This is a genomic window from Variovorax sp. efr-133-TYG-130 (genome assembly GCF_030208835.1).
Classification (GTDB): Bacteria; Pseudomonadota; Gammaproteobacteria; order Burkholderiales; family Burkholderiaceae_C; genus Variovorax.
In genome coordinates this window covers 189267-203710 of record NZ_JARVTD010000002.1, presented here as the reverse complement: position 1 = coordinate 203710, position 14444 = coordinate 189267, and the positions used below count along the sequence as shown (strand labels likewise).

General features: G+C 68.4%; 17 protein-coding genes. 9 read left to right on the top strand and 8 right to left on the bottom strand.

From position 1 onward, the window contains the following. The first annotated feature begins 84 nt into the window (after positions 1–84). From QRN67_RS01890 to ureC, 4 genes are read left to right on the top strand one after another with little or no spacing between them, the layout of a single operon-like run. Positions 85–387, top strand: coding sequence for an urease subunit gamma (locus QRN67_RS01890; RefSeq protein ID WP_056512745.1), 303 nt, complete (start codon positions 85–87; stop codon positions 385–387). Between the two features lie 25 nt (positions 388–412). Then, positions 413–1012, top strand: a complete 600-nt coding sequence (locus tag QRN67_RS01885; protein WP_285410097.1) for a HupE/UreJ family protein — start codon at positions 413–415, stop codon at positions 1010–1012. A gap of 13 nt (positions 1013–1025) precedes the next feature. After that, entirely contained in the window at positions 1026–1331 is a 306-nt protein-coding gene (locus tag QRN67_RS01880) for an urease subunit beta (protein WP_081267911.1), read from the top strand. Continuing rightward, entirely contained in the window at positions 1331–3049 is a 1719-nt protein-coding gene (ureC, locus tag QRN67_RS01875; protein ID WP_285410094.1) for an urease subunit alpha, read from the top strand. Before QRN67_RS01880 ends, ureC begins: the two co-directional genes overlap by 1 nt. Before the next feature lie 3 nt (positions 3050–3052). On the opposite strand, the gene QRN67_RS01870 is transcribed toward ureC, so the two are convergent. Continuing rightward, a complete protein-coding gene (locus QRN67_RS01870) occupies positions 3053–3457 on the bottom strand; it encodes a type II toxin-antitoxin system death-on-curing family toxin (protein WP_285410092.1) in 405 nt (134 codons plus the stop codon). Next, a complete protein-coding gene (locus tag QRN67_RS01865) occupies positions 3454–3681 on the bottom strand; it encodes an AbrB/MazE/SpoVT family DNA-binding domain-containing protein (RefSeq protein ID WP_081267908.1) in 228 nt (75 codons plus the stop codon). Before QRN67_RS01865 ends, QRN67_RS01870 begins: the two co-directional genes overlap by 4 nt. A 71-nt stretch (positions 3682–3752) precedes the next feature. Here QRN67_RS01865 and ureE point away from each other — a divergent pair, with 71 nt between their 5' ends. The 3 genes from ureE to ureG all read left to right on the top strand — a co-directional run bounded on the left by ureE (position 3753) and on the right by ureG (position 6037). Further along, positions 3753–4373 (top strand): urease accessory protein UreE, encoded by a 621-nt coding sequence (gene ureE / locus QRN67_RS01860; RefSeq protein WP_285410089.1) that lies wholly within the window; start codon positions 3753–3755, stop codon positions 4371–4373. Positions 4374–4699: 326 nt separating this feature from the next. Then, complete coding sequence (locus QRN67_RS01855; protein ID WP_285410087.1) at positions 4700–5371, top strand: urease accessory protein UreF; 672 nt, start codon at positions 4700–4702, stop codon at positions 5369–5371. Positions 5372–5386: 15 nt separating this feature from the next. Next, complete coding sequence (gene ureG / locus QRN67_RS01850; protein WP_106937010.1) at positions 5387–6037, top strand: urease accessory protein UreG; 651 nt, start codon at positions 5387–5389, stop codon at positions 6035–6037. Positions 6038–6052: 15 nt separating this feature from the next. On the opposite strand, the gene QRN67_RS01845 is transcribed toward ureG, so the two are convergent. Beyond that, complete coding sequence (locus QRN67_RS01845; protein ID WP_081267904.1) at positions 6053–6232, bottom strand: DUF3606 domain-containing protein; 180 nt, start codon at positions 6230–6232, stop codon at positions 6053–6055. Between the two features lie 231 nt (positions 6233–6463). Here QRN67_RS01845 and QRN67_RS01840 point away from each other — a divergent pair, with 231 nt between their 5' ends. Next, a complete protein-coding gene (locus tag QRN67_RS01840; RefSeq protein ID WP_285410086.1) occupies positions 6464–7945 on the top strand; it encodes a DUF7125 family protein in 1482 nt (493 codons plus the stop codon). A gap of 56 nt (positions 7946–8001) precedes the next feature. Continuing rightward, complete coding sequence (locus tag QRN67_RS01835; protein ID WP_285410084.1) at positions 8002–9522, top strand: hybrid sensor histidine kinase/response regulator; 1521 nt, start codon at positions 8002–8004, stop codon at positions 9520–9522. Positions 9523–9541: 19 nt separating this feature from the next. Here the strand turns inward: QRN67_RS01835 and QRN67_RS01830 are convergent, their stop codons facing one another. The 5 genes from QRN67_RS01830 to QRN67_RS01810 form a co-directional block, all read right to left on the bottom strand. Continuing rightward, positions 9542–10069 (bottom strand): hypothetical protein, encoded by a 528-nt coding sequence (locus QRN67_RS01830; RefSeq protein WP_285410081.1) that lies wholly within the window; start codon positions 10067–10069, stop codon positions 9542–9544. A gap of 80 nt (positions 10070–10149) precedes the next feature. After that, entirely contained in the window at positions 10150–11661 is a 1512-nt protein-coding gene (locus QRN67_RS01825; RefSeq protein WP_081267901.1) for a tripartite tricarboxylate transporter permease, read from the bottom strand. Between the two features lie 27 nt (positions 11662–11688). Further along, complete coding sequence (locus QRN67_RS01820) at positions 11689–12177, bottom strand: tripartite tricarboxylate transporter TctB family protein (RefSeq protein WP_081267967.1); 489 nt, start codon at positions 12175–12177, stop codon at positions 11689–11691. Positions 12178–12312: 135 nt separating this feature from the next. Then, positions 12313–13683: a sensor histidine kinase gene (locus QRN67_RS01815; protein ID WP_285410077.1), complete on the bottom strand. Its 1371-nt coding sequence runs from the start codon at positions 13681–13683 to the stop codon at positions 12313–12315. Further along, on the bottom strand, positions 13680–14363 hold the full coding sequence (locus tag QRN67_RS01810; protein ID WP_285410075.1) for a response regulator transcription factor: 684 nt from the start codon (positions 14361–14363) through the stop codon (positions 13680–13682). Before QRN67_RS01810 ends, QRN67_RS01815 begins: the two co-directional genes overlap by 4 nt. Positions 14364–14444 lie beyond the last annotated feature (81 nt).

Genomic DNA, 14444 nt, shown 5'->3' with positions numbered 1-14444 from the left:
CTTTTGGCGAACAGGGCACGACTGTTGCAAAGAAGCCAGCTTGCCCATAATGGCCGCCTCTCCCCGCCACCCGATGCCAATCCCATGGAACTGACCCCGCGCGAAAAAGACAAGCTGCTGATCTTCACCGCGGCGCTGCTCGCCGAACGCCGCAAGGCGCGCGGCCTGAAGCTGAACTACCCCGAAGCCATCGCCCTGATCTCCGCCGCCGTGATGGAAGGCGCGCGCGACGGCAAGAGCGTCGCCGAACTCATGAGCGACGGGCGCAGCGTGCTGACCCGCGCCGACGTGATGGACGGCATCGCCGAGATGATCCCGGACATCCAGATCGAAGCCACCTTCCCGGACGGCACCAAGCTCGTGACTGTCCACCAGCCCATCGTCTGAAACTCGAAGAACAAAAGGACTTTCCATGCGCCACAACATTTCCAGAACACTTGCCCTCGCCGCCTTGCTGCTGCCGCTAGCGGCCGGCGCCCACACCGGCGTCGACGGCGGCATGCATCACGGCTTCACCACCGGCTTCCTGCACCCGCTGACCGGCGCCGACCACCTGGCCGCGATGGTCGCGGTCGGCTTCTGGAGCGCGCTGGCCGCGCGCCGCGCCTGGCCCGACCTGCTCTGGGCGCCGCTGGCCTTCGCCGGCATGCTGCTGGTGGGCGCGCTGATGGGCCTGGCCGGCGTGCAGCTGCCGGCGGTCGAGCCGATGATCGCGGCCTCGCTGCTGGTGCTGGGCCTGCTGGTGGCCACGCGCGTGCGCCTGCCGGCGGTGGTGGCCATGGGCGTGGTCGGCGTGTTCGCCGTCTTCCACGGCGTGGCCCACGGCTACGAACTGGCGAGCGAAGAAGGCGCCGCCCTCACGCTGGCCGGCATGGTCAGCGCCACGGTGCTGCTGCATGTGGCGGGCATCGCGGCGGGCTGGGCGCTGCGCCATGCCAACGCATGGCTGCCGCGCGTGGCAGGCGCCGCGGTGCTCGGCCTGGGCGCGACGCTGCTGGCGCAAGCCATCTGAGGCAAGGCTGGCCATGACCCCCGGCGAACTCCTCACCGACGACGGCGAGCACACGCTCAACCCCGGCCGACGCACCCTCACGCTGGTGGTGCAGAACACCGCCGACCGGCCGATCCAGGTCGGCTCGCACTATCACTTCGCCGAGACCAACGGCGCGCTCGGCTTCGACCGCGAGGCCGCGCGCGGCATGCGGCTGAACATCGCCTCGGGCGCCGCGGTGCGCTTCGAGCCGGGGCAGCAGCGCACGGTCGAACTGGTCGATTTTTCGGGCGATCGCATCGTCTACGGCTTTCGCGGCCTGGTTCAAGGGAAACTCTGATGGCGACCATTGGAAGGCGTGCCTACGCCGAAATCTTCGGCCCCACCGTGGGCGACCGCGTCCGTCTTGCAGACACCGAACTGCTGATCGAAGTCGAGGCCGACTACACGCTGCGCGCGGGCGGCTACGGCGAAGAGGTGAAGTTCGGCGGCGGCAAGACCATTCGCGACGGCATGGCGCAGTCGCAGCGCACCAGGGCACAGGGCGCCGTCGACACGGTGCTCACCAACGCGCTCATCCTCGACCACTGGGGCATCGTCAAGGCCGACATCGGCCTGAAGGACGGCCGCATCGCCGCCATCGGCAAGGCCGGCAACCCCGACGTGCAGCCGGGCGTGGACATCGTCATCGGCCCGGGCACCGAGATCATCAGCTGCGAAGGCAACATCGTCACCGCCGGCGGCATCGACAGCCACATCCACTTCATCTGCCCGCAGCAGATCGAAGAAGCGCTGTCTTCCGGCGTGACCACCATGCTCGGCGGCGGCACCGGCCCCGCCACCGGCACCTTCGCGACCACCTCCACGCCCGGCCCCTGGCACATCGAGCGCATGCTGCAGGCGGCCGACGCCTTTCCGATGAACCTGGGCTTCCTCGGCAAGGGCAACGCCAGCCTGCCGGGCGCGCTGCATGAGCAGATCGAGGCCGGCGTCATCGGCCTGAAGCTGCATGAAGACTGGGGCACCACGCCCGCGGCCATCAGCAACTGCCTGGACGTGGCCGACGCCACCGACACGCAGGTGGCCATCCACAGCGACACGCTCAACGAATCGGGCTTCGTCGAGAACACCATCGCCGCCGTGGGCGGGCGCGCCATCTGCGCATTCCACACCGAAGGCGCGGGCGGCGGCCATGCGCCTGACATCCTGCGCGTGGTGGGCGAGGCCAACTTCCTGCCCTCTTCCACCAACCCCACGATGCCCTACACCGTGAACACGCTCGACGAACACGTCGACATGCTCATGGTGTGCCACCACCTCGACGCCGGCATCGCCGAGGACCTGGCCTTTGCCGAGTCGCGCATCCGCAAGGAGACCATCGCCGCCGAGGACGTGTTGCACGACCTGGGCGCCATCAGCATGTTCAGCTCCGACAGCCAGGCCATGGGCCGCGTCGGCGAGGTCATCATCCGCACCTGGCAGACCGCGCACAAGATGAAGCTGCAGCGCGGCAGCCTGCCGGAAGACAGCGAGCGCAACGACAACTTCCGCGCGAAGCGCTACGTCGCCAAGTACACGATCAACCCCGCCGTCGCGCACGGCATCGCGCACGAGGTGGGTTCGCTCGAAGTCGGCAAGTGGGCAGACATCGTGGTCTGGAAGCCGGCCTTCTTCGGCGTGAAGCCCTTCACCATCCTGAAGGGCGGCACCATCGCGATGGCCGCGATGGGCGACCCGAACGCATCCATTCCCACGCCGCAGCCGGTGCACTTCCGCCCGATGTTCGGCGCCTACGGCGGCTCGCTCGCCGGGAGCTCGCTCACTTTCGTCTCGCAGGCCGGGCTGGCCTCGGGCATCAAGGAGCGCTACGGCCTGAGCAAGCACCTGAGCGCGGTGAAGAACATCCGCAACGTGCGCAAGCAGGACTTGATCCACAACGGCTACACGCCGAAGATGGAGATCGACGCGCAGACCTACGCGGTGCGCGCCGACGGGCATCTGCTGACCTGCGAGCCGGCGAAGCTGCTGCCCATGGCGCAGCGGTATTTCCTGTTCTGAATGTCAGGCGCTGCGCTGTGCGAGGTGCTCGCGAATCCACTGGGCAAAGGAGTCTTCATCGATCTCCCCCGCCGCGAGGCCGAGCGTCTTCAGTACGCAGTCTTCGTCGGACGCGAGGAGCTCGAAGCCGTTGAGACCGAGAAAGGTCTCCATCGCGACGAACGCGGTTCTCTTGTTGCCGTCGACGAACGGGTGGTTGCGTGCGATGCCGAATGCGTAGCTCGCGGCCAGCGTGGCCGCGTCGGGAGACTCGTACATCGCGCGGTTCTGCGGCCGACCCATGGCGGACGCGAGCATTCCCTCGTCACGCACGCCAGCCGGGCCGCCGTGCTCGGCGAGCTGCTCTTCATGGACAAGCTGAATCACGGCCAGGCTCAGCCAGACCCATTGCTGGTTGGCCGCGCTCACTTGGCAAGCTCGCGCAGGACGTTGCGCCGCTTTTTCATGACGCGGCGCGCCGCTTCCATCTGCCGCTCGAACTCGTCGTCGTACGGCGAGATCGTCACGCCGCCGTTGGCGGCCTGCGTGAGATAGACGGTATCGCCCTTGCCCACATTCATGCTCGCCAATACCTCCTTGGGCAAGATGACGCCGACGGAGTTACCGATCTGGGTCAGTTTGAGGGCGGCCATGGAACGCTCCGTTGAACAGAAGTTATAACAAGCGTTATATTAATCCGCCTCATTTGGAGCCGCAAGCCACCATGCTCACCGCCAACAAACTCATGCCCCAGGGCCGCGGCCTCGCGCCCGTGCTGCTCAAGCGCGCCGCCACCATCGAGCTCGACTGGGACGTCCGCCAGAAGAGCCGCTTCGACGCCACCGATTCGCAGGGCCGCCAGATCGGCGTGTTCCTGCCGCGCGGCACGGCGGTGCGGGGCGGCGATGTGCTGGTGGCCGAAGACGGCTCCCTGGTTCGCGTGATCGCGGCGCCGCAGCCGGTGCTGCGCATCACGCACTGCACCGCCCACGGCACGCCCTTCGACCTGACGCGCGCGGCCTATCACCTGGGCAACCGGCATGTGCCGATCGAGCTCAAGCCCGATCACCTGAAGATCGAGCCCGACCATGTGCTGGCCGACATGCTGCGGTCGATGCACCTGATCGTCGTGGCGGTCGAGGAGGCGTTCGAGCCCGAGGGCGGCGCCTATGGCTCGCACGAGCATTCGCATGGCGGCGGTCATAGCCATGACCATGATCACGGGCACGCTCATGGCAGCAGCAAAGGCCCGAAGCCGCTGGTGCTCGCGCCGGAGCTGCTCGACGACCACTCGCACGATGATCATGACCACGGCCATCATGGCCACCACGGCCACTCGCACTGACATGCGGGCCTGCTTTTCGATTCGTCGCGCTGGATGTTCGGGGCGCGCTCACGCCGACGGGGTACCTTGCTCCGCGAATGTCCCCCGCCCTTCGGGCTCCTCCTTTATTTCGCTGCGCAAGGCACCCCATCAGCGCGAGCGCCGGACAGAGCAGTCGTCGATCGGCCGAGCACCAGCGGCGTGCCCCGTGCACAGGCCGCCGGGTGCTCCCCGCAGCGAAATAAAGGAGGAGGCCGCAGGCCGGGGGACATTCGCGGAGGGGAGTACCCGGCGGCCTGTGCACACGCCCCGAACAGCAGCGCCCCGAACAGCCGCGAGCCACTGAAATGACGGCCCCCAACAGCCTCCTGCAGCTGATCTGGCTCGCCTCCCCCGCCCTGCCGGTAGGCGGCTTCTCCTACTCCGAAGGCGTGGAAGCGGCTGTCGAATGGGCCGGCATCGACTCCGAGCCTCAAGCCGCCGAATGGCTCGCCGACCAGTTGCACCTGAGCTTCGCGCGCGGTGACCTGGCAGTCTTCGCACAGGCTGTGGAAGCCTGGCGCAACAAAGACGCACAACGCGTGCGCCAGCTCAACCAATGGGTGCTGGCCACCCGTGAATCCGCCGAATTCTTCCTGCAGACCGAGCAGATGGGCCGCTCCTTCGTCGAGTGGCTCAAGCTGCACCACGCCGACACGGCTGAAGCCTTCGCCGACCTGCCCGCCAGCTACCCCATCGCCTTCGCCTTCGCGGCCAGCCGCACCGACGCCGCGGTGCACGACTGCTGCCTCGCCTTCGCCTTCGGCTGGGCCGAGAACATGGTCGCCGCCGCCGTCAAGGCCGTGCCGCTGGGCCAGAGCGCGGGCCAGCGCATCCTCGGACGGCTGGCCAACGAAATCCCCGATGCAGTGACCCGCGCCATCGCCCTGGGCGACGACGAACGCCAGGCCTTCGCGCCCCTGCTGGCGGTGCTGTCGGCCCGCCATGAAACACAATATTCCCGCCTATTCCGAAGCTGAACCGGACACCTCCCCATGACCTCCGCCCTGCACCACATTCCCCACCGCACCAAGAAACTGCCGCCGCTGCGCGTGGGCATCGGCGGCCCGGTCGGCTCAGGCAAGACCACGCTGCTGGAAATGCTCTGCAAGGCGATGCGCGACAAGTACGACCTCGTCGCCATCACCAACGACATCTACACCAAGGAAGACCAGCGCCTGCTCACGGTGGCCGGCGCGCTGCCGGCCGAGCGCATCATGGGCGTGGAAACCGGCGGCTGCCCGCACACCGCCATCCGCGAAGACGCCTCGATCAACCTCGAGGCCATCGACCGCATGCTCGAGGACTTCCCGAATGCCGACGTGGTGTTCGTCGAATCGGGCGGCGACAACCTCGCGGCCACCTTCAGCCCCGAGCTGTCGGACCTCACCATCTACGTGATCGACGTGGCCGCCGGCGAGAAGATTCCGCGCAAGGGCGGCCCCGGCATCACCAAGAGCGACCTGTTCGTCATCAACAAGACCGACCTCGCACCGTACGTGGGAGCCAATCTCGACGTGATGGAGCAGGACACGCAGCGCATGCGCCGCCAGCGCCCCTACGTGATGACCAACCTCAAGACGCTCACCGGCGTGGCCGAGGTGGTGGCATTCATCGAAGAGCGCGGCATGCTCGCCGCGGGCTGAGGCGGCCCGCAAGCATCAAGGCAGGCCGAGGTAGACCCGCAGGTCGTCCTTGACGGTGCCCGCCGACGCCACGGCGGTGCGCAGGCGCTCCTCGCTCACGCCGAACCACTGGGTCCAATAGTCGACCTCCTTGAGGTCAGTGACGTCGATCCGTTCATCGTCCTGGGGAATGCGGATCTCTGTGTCTTCGCGCATCGTCTTCTCCTGAAGAACAAATTAAGAAGGAAAGAAGGGCGGCCGCGGCCGGAAGGGCAGTTTCTCCAGCCGCCCCAGGCGGCCAGCCGGACGAATCCGCTGCCCCGTGCAGGACATTTCCCATAGTCGCTCCCGCGGCCCGCCACGCGGCGCCGTCCTGCACGAGCCGCCAGGGCTTCGATGCTTGAATGCGGCATTGACCTCATTCACTCATGGAATGGAGAAGCCACCATGGAGCCTGACCATCAGCGACTGCTGAGCCTGGGCGTACCCGGACTGAACGACGTGCTCGGCGGCGGCCTCGAGCCCAACCGGCTCTACCTGCTCGAAGGCACGCCCGGCGCTGGCAAGACGACCATCGCGATGCAGTTCCTGCTCGAAGGCGCGGCGCGCGGCGAGTCGGTGCTTTACGTGACGCTGTCCGAGACCGAGCACGAGTTGCGCGGCGTGGCTGTCTCCCACGGCTGGGACATCGACAACGTGCACGTGCGCGAGATGCTGCCCACGCAGGACAGCCTGCAGCCCGAAGAGCAATACACCATGTTCCATCCCTCCGAGGTGGAACTGAGCGAAACCACGCTGCGCATCCTGAGCGACGTGGAGGCCATCAAGCCCTCGCGCATCGTGTTCGATTCGCTGTCCGAGCTGCGGCTGCTCTCGGGCACCTCGCTGCGCTACCGCCGGCAGATCCTGGCGCTCAAGCAGTTCTTCGCGGGGCGCCAGTGCACGGTGCTGCTGCTGGACGACATGACCGCCACCGAGCACGACCTGCAGGTGCAGAGCATTGCGCACGCGGTGGTGCGGCTGGAGCAGTCGAACTCCGACTACGGTTCCGCGCGCCGCCGCCTGCTGGTCGTGAAATACCGGGGCCAGTCGTTTCGCGGCGGCTACCACGACTACAAGATCCATCGCGGCGGCCTTCAGGTGTTTCCGCGGCTGGTTGCGGCCGAGCACGTCAGCGACACCGCGTTGACCAAGCTGCCCAGCGGCATCGAGGCTCTGGACGCGCTGCTGGGCGGCGGGCTCGAGAAGGGCACCAGCACCCTGCTCGTCGGCGCGCCGGGCACGGGCAAGTCGTCGGTGGCGGTGCAGTTCGCCATCGCCGCGGCCGAGCGCGGCGAGGCTGCGGCGCTCTTCGTCTTCGACGAGAGCGTCACCACCCTGCGCACGCGCAGCGCCGGCCTGGGCATGAAGCTGGAGCCGCATATCCAATCGGGCCGCATCCGCATCAAGCAGGTCGACCCGGCGGAACTTTCCCCCGGCGAGCTGGTGCACGAGATCCGCCAGGCCGTGACGCTGCACGGCGCGAAGGTGGTCGTCATCGACAGCCTGAACGGCTACCTCAACGCGATGCCGGACGAACGCTTCCTGATCGTGCAGCTGCACGAGCTGCTCACCTACCTCGGGCAATCCGGCGTGGCCACGCTGCTGGTCGGCGCGCAGCACGGGCTGATCGGCATGCAGATGCAGACCCCCGTGGACGCGAGCTACCTGGCCGACGCCGTGGTGCTGCTGCGCTACTACGAGGCCGAGGGCGAAGTGCGCCAGGCCATCTCGGTGCTCAAGAAGCGCGGCGGCACGCATGAGCGCTCCATCCGTGCGTTCTCGATGGACGGGCGAGGCCTGATCGTGGGCGAGCCGCTGCGCCATTTCCGCGGCATCCTCACCGGCGTGCCCGTGCCGATCGACGGCGTTGCCACGCCCCCGACGTGACGGACGGCCACACTATCCAGCCGCCGCTGCCGCGAGATCCGCAGCTGCGCGTCCTGATGAGAACGGCCACCGCGAAGGACGCCGTGATGGCCACCGCCGTGCTGCAGCAGGCGGGCATAGAAACACACGTGTGCGCCAATCTCCCGGAGCTGCTGCGCGAGACGGAACGCGGCGCCGGCGCGCTGCTGATCTCCGAGGAAATGCTCGCGGGCAGCGGCGCCACCGAACTCGCCGCGGCCGTGGCGGTGCAGCCACCATGGTCCGACCTGCCGGTGCTGATACTCGCGCGGCAAGGCGCCGACTCGCGCGCCATCACCAACGCCATGGAAGGCATGGCCAACGTCACCGTGCTGGAGCGCCCGATCCGCGTGGCCTCGCTGGTGAGCGCATTGCGCAGCGCGCTGCGTGCACGGCGGCGGCAGTACGAGCTGCGCCGCATCCTGGAAGACCTCAACGAGGCCGACCGGCGCAAGACCGAATTCCTGGCCACCCTGGCGCACGAGCTGCGCAACCCCATGGCGCCGCTGAGCACCGCACTGGCCATCCTCAAGCGCAAGCCGCTCACGTCGGAAGCCGCCCGGCCCTACTACGACCTCATGGGCCGCCAGCTGGACCACATGGTGCGGCTGGTGAGCGACCTGATGGAGGTATCGCGCATCACGCGCGGCAAGATCGAGCTGCAGCTCGACGAGCTGGTGCTGGAACAGGTGATACGCGGCGCGGTGGAACTCAGCCGCCCGCTGATGGACGCTGGCCGCCATGCGCTCGAAGTGCACGTCGCCGATGGCTCGCTGGCCGTGAAGGGCGACAGCGTGCGCCTCACGCAGGTGTTCGCGAACCTGCTGAACAACGCCGCCAAGTACACGCCCGAGGGCGGACGCATCGACGTGTTCGTCGAGAACGATGGCCAGGGCCATGCGGTGGTGCGCGTGAAGGACACCGGCGCAGGCATTCCAGCCGGCATGCTGGGCGCGATCTTCGACATGTTCGTGCAGGTGAGCGGCACCGCGCGCGCCGCGCAGGGCGGCCTGGGGATCGGCCTCACGCTGGTGAAGAGCATGGTGGAGCTGCACGGCGGCACGGTCACCGCAAGCAGCGAGGGCGCGAACCGGGGCAGCGAGTTCACGGTGTCCCTGCCGCTGCTCGACCACGGTGTGCAGACCGGCGCGAAAGCCGACGCCTCGCAGGCCACGATGGCCGTGCAGCACCGCATCCTGGTGGTGGACGACAACCGCGACGCGGCCGAGTCGCTCGCTGCGCTGCTGGGCCTGCTCGGTGCGCAGGCCACCGTGGCGTTCAGCGGCCTGGATGCGCTGGCGAAGGCCGAGCACTTCCATCCGTCGGTCGGCATCCTGGACATCGGCATGCCCGGCATGGATGGCTGCGAGCTGGCGCGCCGGCTGCGGGCGCATCCGCGGCTGCATGGCATCGGGCTGATCGCGCTGACGGGCTGGGGCCAGCCCGACGACCGGCTGCGCATTGCGCAGGCCGGCTTCGACCACCACCTGTTGAAGCCGGTCGATGTGGAAGAGCTCGCAGTGGCGCTGCAGAAGCTCGAGCGGCGCGGCCCGGCCTGACGCAGGCCGGGCCGCCCGTTCAGAGTTCGCTGCCGTCGCGCAGCTGCCGCGCCTTGTAGACCAGCCGCACGCTCGCACGGCGCGGGTCGCTGACCTGCTGCACGTAGACGTCGGTGTCGTTGCTCACCCATGCGGCATAGGCGCTGCCCGGGTCGCGCGAGGCCAGCTCGTTGCCGAATGCGCCGCGGCCCCATTGCACCAGCGCGGCGAAGGCAGCCGCGCCGCTGTCGGGGGTGCCTTGCGCCGCCGCCACGTACTCGACGCGGCGCAGCTCGGAAGCGGCAAAGAAGAAGGTGGGCTCGAACAGCAGGCCGGCCATCTGCACGGGTTCCCCGCGCCAGCTGCCGAGCAGCCCGCCGCCCAGGCGCTGGGGCCGCTGCACGCGCTCGGCGGCGGGCAGCGCGGCCTGGAGTTCGTCGGCCGTCATGCCGAGCCGCACGCCCGGCGGCAGGGCCTGCGCATGCAGGGCGCCGGCGGCGAGGAAAAGGGCGCTCGCGGCGAGCGCCCGCAGAAGGGTCAGGGAGGCTGTGGATCGCACGTTTGGCATCGGGGGAAGGCAGCGGCACCGTGGGACCGCGAGTATGACGCGGAGTTCCGCACCGGGCGCTGCCTCGCTGCCTCGGTGCTTCAGTCCTCGACGAAGGCTTCTTCGCGCTTGGCCTTCACCGAAGGCAGCAGCACCACCACCAGCAGCAGCGCGGCGGCGGCCAGCAGGCCTGCCGACAGCGGCCGCATCACGAACACGCTCCAGTCGCCGCGCGACAGCAGCAGCGCGCGGCGCAGGTTCTCTTCCATCATCGGCCCCAGGATGAAGCCCAGCAGCAGCGGCGCGGGCTCGCACTTGAGCTTGAGGAAAAGGTAGCCCACGATGCCGAAGATCGCCACCATCCACACGTCGAAGGTGTTGTTGTTCTCCGAGTACACGCCCACCGCGCAGAACAGCACGATCGACGGGAAGAGCCACTTGTAGGGAATGGTCAGCAGCTTGATCCAGATGCCGATCATCGGCAGGTTCAGCACGATCAGCATCAGGTTGCCGATCCACATCGAGGCGATCAGCCCCCAGAACAGCTCGGGGTTGCTGGTCATGACCTGCGGACCTGGCTGGATGTTGTGGATGGTCATGGCGCCCACCATCAGCGCCATCACCGCGTTGGGCGGAATGCCCAGCGTCAGCAGCGGGATGAAGGAGGTCTGTGCACCGGCGTTGTTGGCCGATTCGGGGCCGGCCACGCCGCGGATGTTGCCCTTGCCGAAGGCGGTCTCGCCCTGCTTGAGCTTGATCTTCTTCTCGATGGTGTAGGCCGCAAAGGCCGACAGCAGCGCACCGCCGCCCGGCAGGATGCCCAGGGCCGAACCCAGCGCCGTGCCGCGCAGCACGGCGGGCGTCATGTCCTTGAAGTCCTGCTTGGTGGGCCACAGGCCCTTCACCTTGGCGGTGAACACTTCGCGCTCATGCTCGGGCACGGCCAGGTTGGCAATGATTTCGCCGTAGCCGAACACGCCCATGGCGATGGCGATGAAGCCGATGCCGTCGGTCAGCTCGGGAATGTCGAAGCTGTAGCGCGCCACGCCGGAGTTCACGTCGGTGCCGACCAAACCCAGCGCCAGGCCGAGCAGGATCATCGTGATGGCCTTGAGCAGCGAGCCGGAGGCCAGCACCACGGCGCCGATCAGGCCCAGGATCATCAGCGAGAAATATTCGGCAGGCCCGAACTTGAAGGCCAGCTCGGTCAGCGGCGGTGCGAACGCAGCCAGGATCAGCGTGCCCACGCAGCCCGCGAAGAACGAGCCCAGCCCCGCGGCCGCGAGCGCAGGCCCGGCCCTGCCCTTTCGCGCCATCTGGTAGCCGTCGATCACGGTCACCACCGAAGAAGACTCGCCCGGCAGGTTCACCAGGATGGCGGTGGTGGAGCCGCCGTATTGCGCGCCGTAGTAGATGCCGGCCAGCATGATCAGCGCCGACACGGGCGGCAGCGCATAGGTGGCGGGCAGCAGCATCGCGATGGTTGCCACGGGGCCGATGCCCGGCAGCACGCCGATCAGCGTGCCCAGCAGGCAGCCCACGAAGGCATAGACGAGGTTCTGCGCCGTGAAGGCGACGCCGAAGCCGATCGAGAGATTGGTAATCAGGTCCATTTGTCTTGTCTTGTTCTTCTATGTGAATCAGCCTGCGATGAAGGTCGGCCACACCTGGAACTGCAGCTTGAGCGCCACCACGAAGGCCAGGTAGCTGCCCAGCGCGAGAATGGTCGCGAGGATGGTTACGCCCTTCCAGCCGAAGTTGTCGCCCGCCAGGCTGGCGATGAAGGTCAGTGCGTAGATCGCCACGATGAGCCCCATCGACGGCAGGCCGATGCTCGGCAGGCCGCCCAGCAGCACGCCGAACATCAGGTTCGCGCCGATGATGAAGGCCAGCGGCTTCCATGCGATGCGGCCGACGGGCTCGCCGTCTTCGGTTTCCACGCTGAGCGCCTTGAGCGTGATCAGCACGCCCATGAAGGCGATGAGGATGCCCACGATCAGGGGAAAGTAGCCCGGGCCCATGCGGGCGCCGCTGCCGACGTTGTAGGTCGTGGCGCCCCATGCGAAGGCCACGCCGAAGGCGCTGAAAAGTACGCCCGAGCAGAAGTCTCTCTGACTCTTGATTCTCACCGTTGATGTCTCCTGGAACTGCATTGATCGGCACAAGACGTGCGCAGCCGATCCTAGGAATTCAGGAGCCCGGTGTGTATGAACAGAACATTGCCGTTCGGCAATGTGTGGAAGCCGGCCGAGCCTGCGTGCGCGTCAGTCGCCGGCCACCGGCAGGTCGATGCGCACGCGCAGGCCCGGCGCGGCGTCGCCCAGCTGCAGCCGCCCGCCGTGCAGCGCGACCACCGCCTGCACGCTCGCCAGCCCCAGGCCGTGCCCGGGCGTGCTGCGGTCCAGGCGATGAAAGCGCACGCCGATGCGCTCGAACTCGGCGGGCGGAACGCCCGGCCCGTTGTCCTGCACGAACAGCTGCGCCCTGCCGTCCACCGTGTGCGTGCCGATGCGCACCGTGGCGCCGTCGCCCGCGTACTTCAGCGCGTTGTCCAGCAGGTTGGCGGCCGCGCCGGCGAGCAGGTCGCGGTCGCCCAGCGCGAAGGCCATGTCGGCCGGCTCGCGCAGCAGCGTGATGTTGCGCATCTCGGCCACCGCCTCGTACAGCTCGGCCACGTCGTCGGCTATGACGTGCAGCGCCACCTGCGCGAACTGCTGCCGCCGCGCGCCCGCCTCCACCTCGGCGATCTGCAACAGCTTCTCGAACACCACGGCCAGTTCCTCGAGTTCGCGGATGGCGGTGCCCACGGCCTCGCGCTGCGGGTCGTCGGCGCCCAGCCCGTGCTCCGCCGCGCGCAGCCGCACCAGCACGCGCGTGAGCGGCGTGCGCAGGTTGTGCGCGATGGTGTCGGACACATGCCGCACTCCGTCCATCAGCGACTGGATGCGGTCGAGCATCGCGTTGATGTCGTGCTCCAGCAGCGCGAACTCGTCTTCCTCGCCCGACGGCTCCACCCGCTCCTGCAGCTCGCCGGCCGCTATGCGCGCCGCGGTACGCCGCACCGCGCCCACGCTGCGCTCCAGCTCCTGCCGGAAGACGAAGGTGCCGCCGATCAGCAGCAGCACCGCCACGATGCCCGCCGCCGCGCTCGCACTCGCGACCAGCGACTCGATCGACTCCTGGTCGCGCAGGTCGTGCCCCACCACCAGCAGGCCGCCGTCGGGCAGGTGCTTCATCACGATGTAGCCGATGGCGCCCTGGCCCGAGCGCACCACGCGCCGGTGCACGCCGTCGCCGGCGTCCGGCGCCAGCGAGGGAATCTGGTCGAGGTTGCCCGCGAGCTTGCGGCCCTCGCGGTCGGTGAGCAGGTAGATCTCGTTGTCGGAGTTGCGTCCGTCGGCCAGCGCGTAGCCGATCTCGCCGGCCACGCCGTCGGCGCCGCGCGCGTCGTAGCGCACCATCAGCTGCTGCATGCTGGCCGACACCTGGCGCACCATGCGCTGCTGCAGCACGCCCACCGTCTGCATGTAGACGATGGCCAGCGCCGCGAGCATGGTGATCGCGACCAGCAGCCCGTAATAGAAGGCCAGCCTGAAGCCGACCGAGCGCCACAGCTGGCGCAGCGTGCGGATCATTGCGGCGGTGCCAGCGTGTAGCCCACGCCGCGCACGGTGTGGATCAGCGTCGGCGCGCCGCCCACATCGAGCTTGCCGCGCAGCCGGCTCACCTGCACGTCGATCACATTGGTCTGCGGATCGAACTGGTAGTCCCACACGGCCTCGAGCAGCATGGTGCGCGTGACCACCTGGCCCGGATGCATCATCAGGTAGGCCAGCAGCCTGAACTCGCGCGGCTGCAGCGCGATGGGCCGGCCCGCGCGCTCCACGTGGCGCCGCGCGAGGTCGAGCGTCAGGTCGGCAACCTGCAGCATGCGGATCTCGGGCCCGGTGCGCGAGCGCCGCACCAGCGCTTCGGCCCGCGCCGAGAGTTCCGAGAAGGCGAAGGGCTTGGCAAGGTAGTCGTCGCCGCCGGCCTTGAGGCCGCGCACGCGCTCGTCGAGCGCGCTCAGTGCGCTGAGCACCAGCACCGGCGTCTTCTTGCCCAGTGCGCGCATCGTCGAAAGAATCGACAACCCGTCGACCTCGTTGGGCAGCATGCGGTCGAGGATCACCAGGTCCCACGACTCACCGGTCGCGCGCGCGAGCGCGTCGGTGCCGTCGCGGCTGATGACGGCCACGTGGCCGAGCGAGCGGAAGCCCTCGGCGATGTAGCGGGCGTTGTCGGCGTCGTCCTCGACGATGAGGCAGCGCCACATGGCGGTGGCGCCTAGCACTTGGGCGCCGCGCCATCGTGCGAGGCAGCGGAGTGGGCCGGCGAAGGAAGGAGAGCGGGGAGT

Coding starts and splice junctions, on each gene's coding strand:
- QRN67_RS01890 (WP_056512745.1), top strand. CDS start 85: ATGGAACTGACCCCGCGCGAAAAAGACAAGCTGCTGATCTTCACCGCG.
- QRN67_RS01885 (WP_285410097.1), top strand. CDS start 413: ATGCGCCACAACATTTCCAGAACACTTGCCCTCGCCGCCTTGCTGCTG.
- QRN67_RS01880 (WP_081267911.1), top strand. CDS start 1,026: ATGACCCCCGGCGAACTCCTCACCGACGACGGCGAGCACACGCTCAAC.
- ureC (WP_285410094.1), top strand. CDS start 1,331: ATGGCGACCATTGGAAGGCGTGCCTACGCCGAAATCTTCGGCCCCACC.
- QRN67_RS01865 (WP_081267908.1), bottom strand. CDS start 3,681: ATGGCCGCCCTCAAACTGACCCAGATCGGTAACTCCGTCGGCGTCATC.
- ureE (WP_285410089.1), top strand. CDS start 3,753: ATGCTCACCGCCAACAAACTCATGCCCCAGGGCCGCGGCCTCGCGCCC.
- QRN67_RS01855 (WP_285410087.1), top strand. CDS start 4,700: ATGACGGCCCCCAACAGCCTCCTGCAGCTGATCTGGCTCGCCTCCCCC.
- ureG (WP_106937010.1), top strand. CDS start 5,387: ATGACCTCCGCCCTGCACCACATTCCCCACCGCACCAAGAAACTGCCG.
- QRN67_RS01845 (WP_081267904.1), bottom strand. CDS start 6,232: ATGCGCGAAGACACAGAGATCCGCATTCCCCAGGACGATGAACGGATC.
- QRN67_RS01840 (WP_285410086.1), top strand. CDS start 6,464: ATGGAGCCTGACCATCAGCGACTGCTGAGCCTGGGCGTACCCGGACTG.
- QRN67_RS01835 (WP_285410084.1), top strand. CDS start 8,002: ATGAGAACGGCCACCGCGAAGGACGCCGTGATGGCCACCGCCGTGCTG.
- QRN67_RS01830 (WP_285410081.1), bottom strand. CDS start 10,069: ATGCCAAACGTGCGATCCACAGCCTCCCTGACCCTTCTGCGGGCGCTC.
- QRN67_RS01825 (WP_081267901.1), bottom strand. CDS start 11,661: ATGGACCTGATTACCAATCTCTCGATCGGCTTCGGCGTCGCCTTCACG.
- QRN67_RS01815 (WP_285410077.1), bottom strand. CDS start 13,683: ATGATCCGCACGCTGCGCCAGCTGTGGCGCTCGGTCGGCTTCAGGCTG.
- QRN67_RS01810 (WP_285410075.1), bottom strand. CDS start 14,363: ATGTGGCGCTGCCTCATCGTCGAGGACGACGCCGACAACGCCCGCTAC.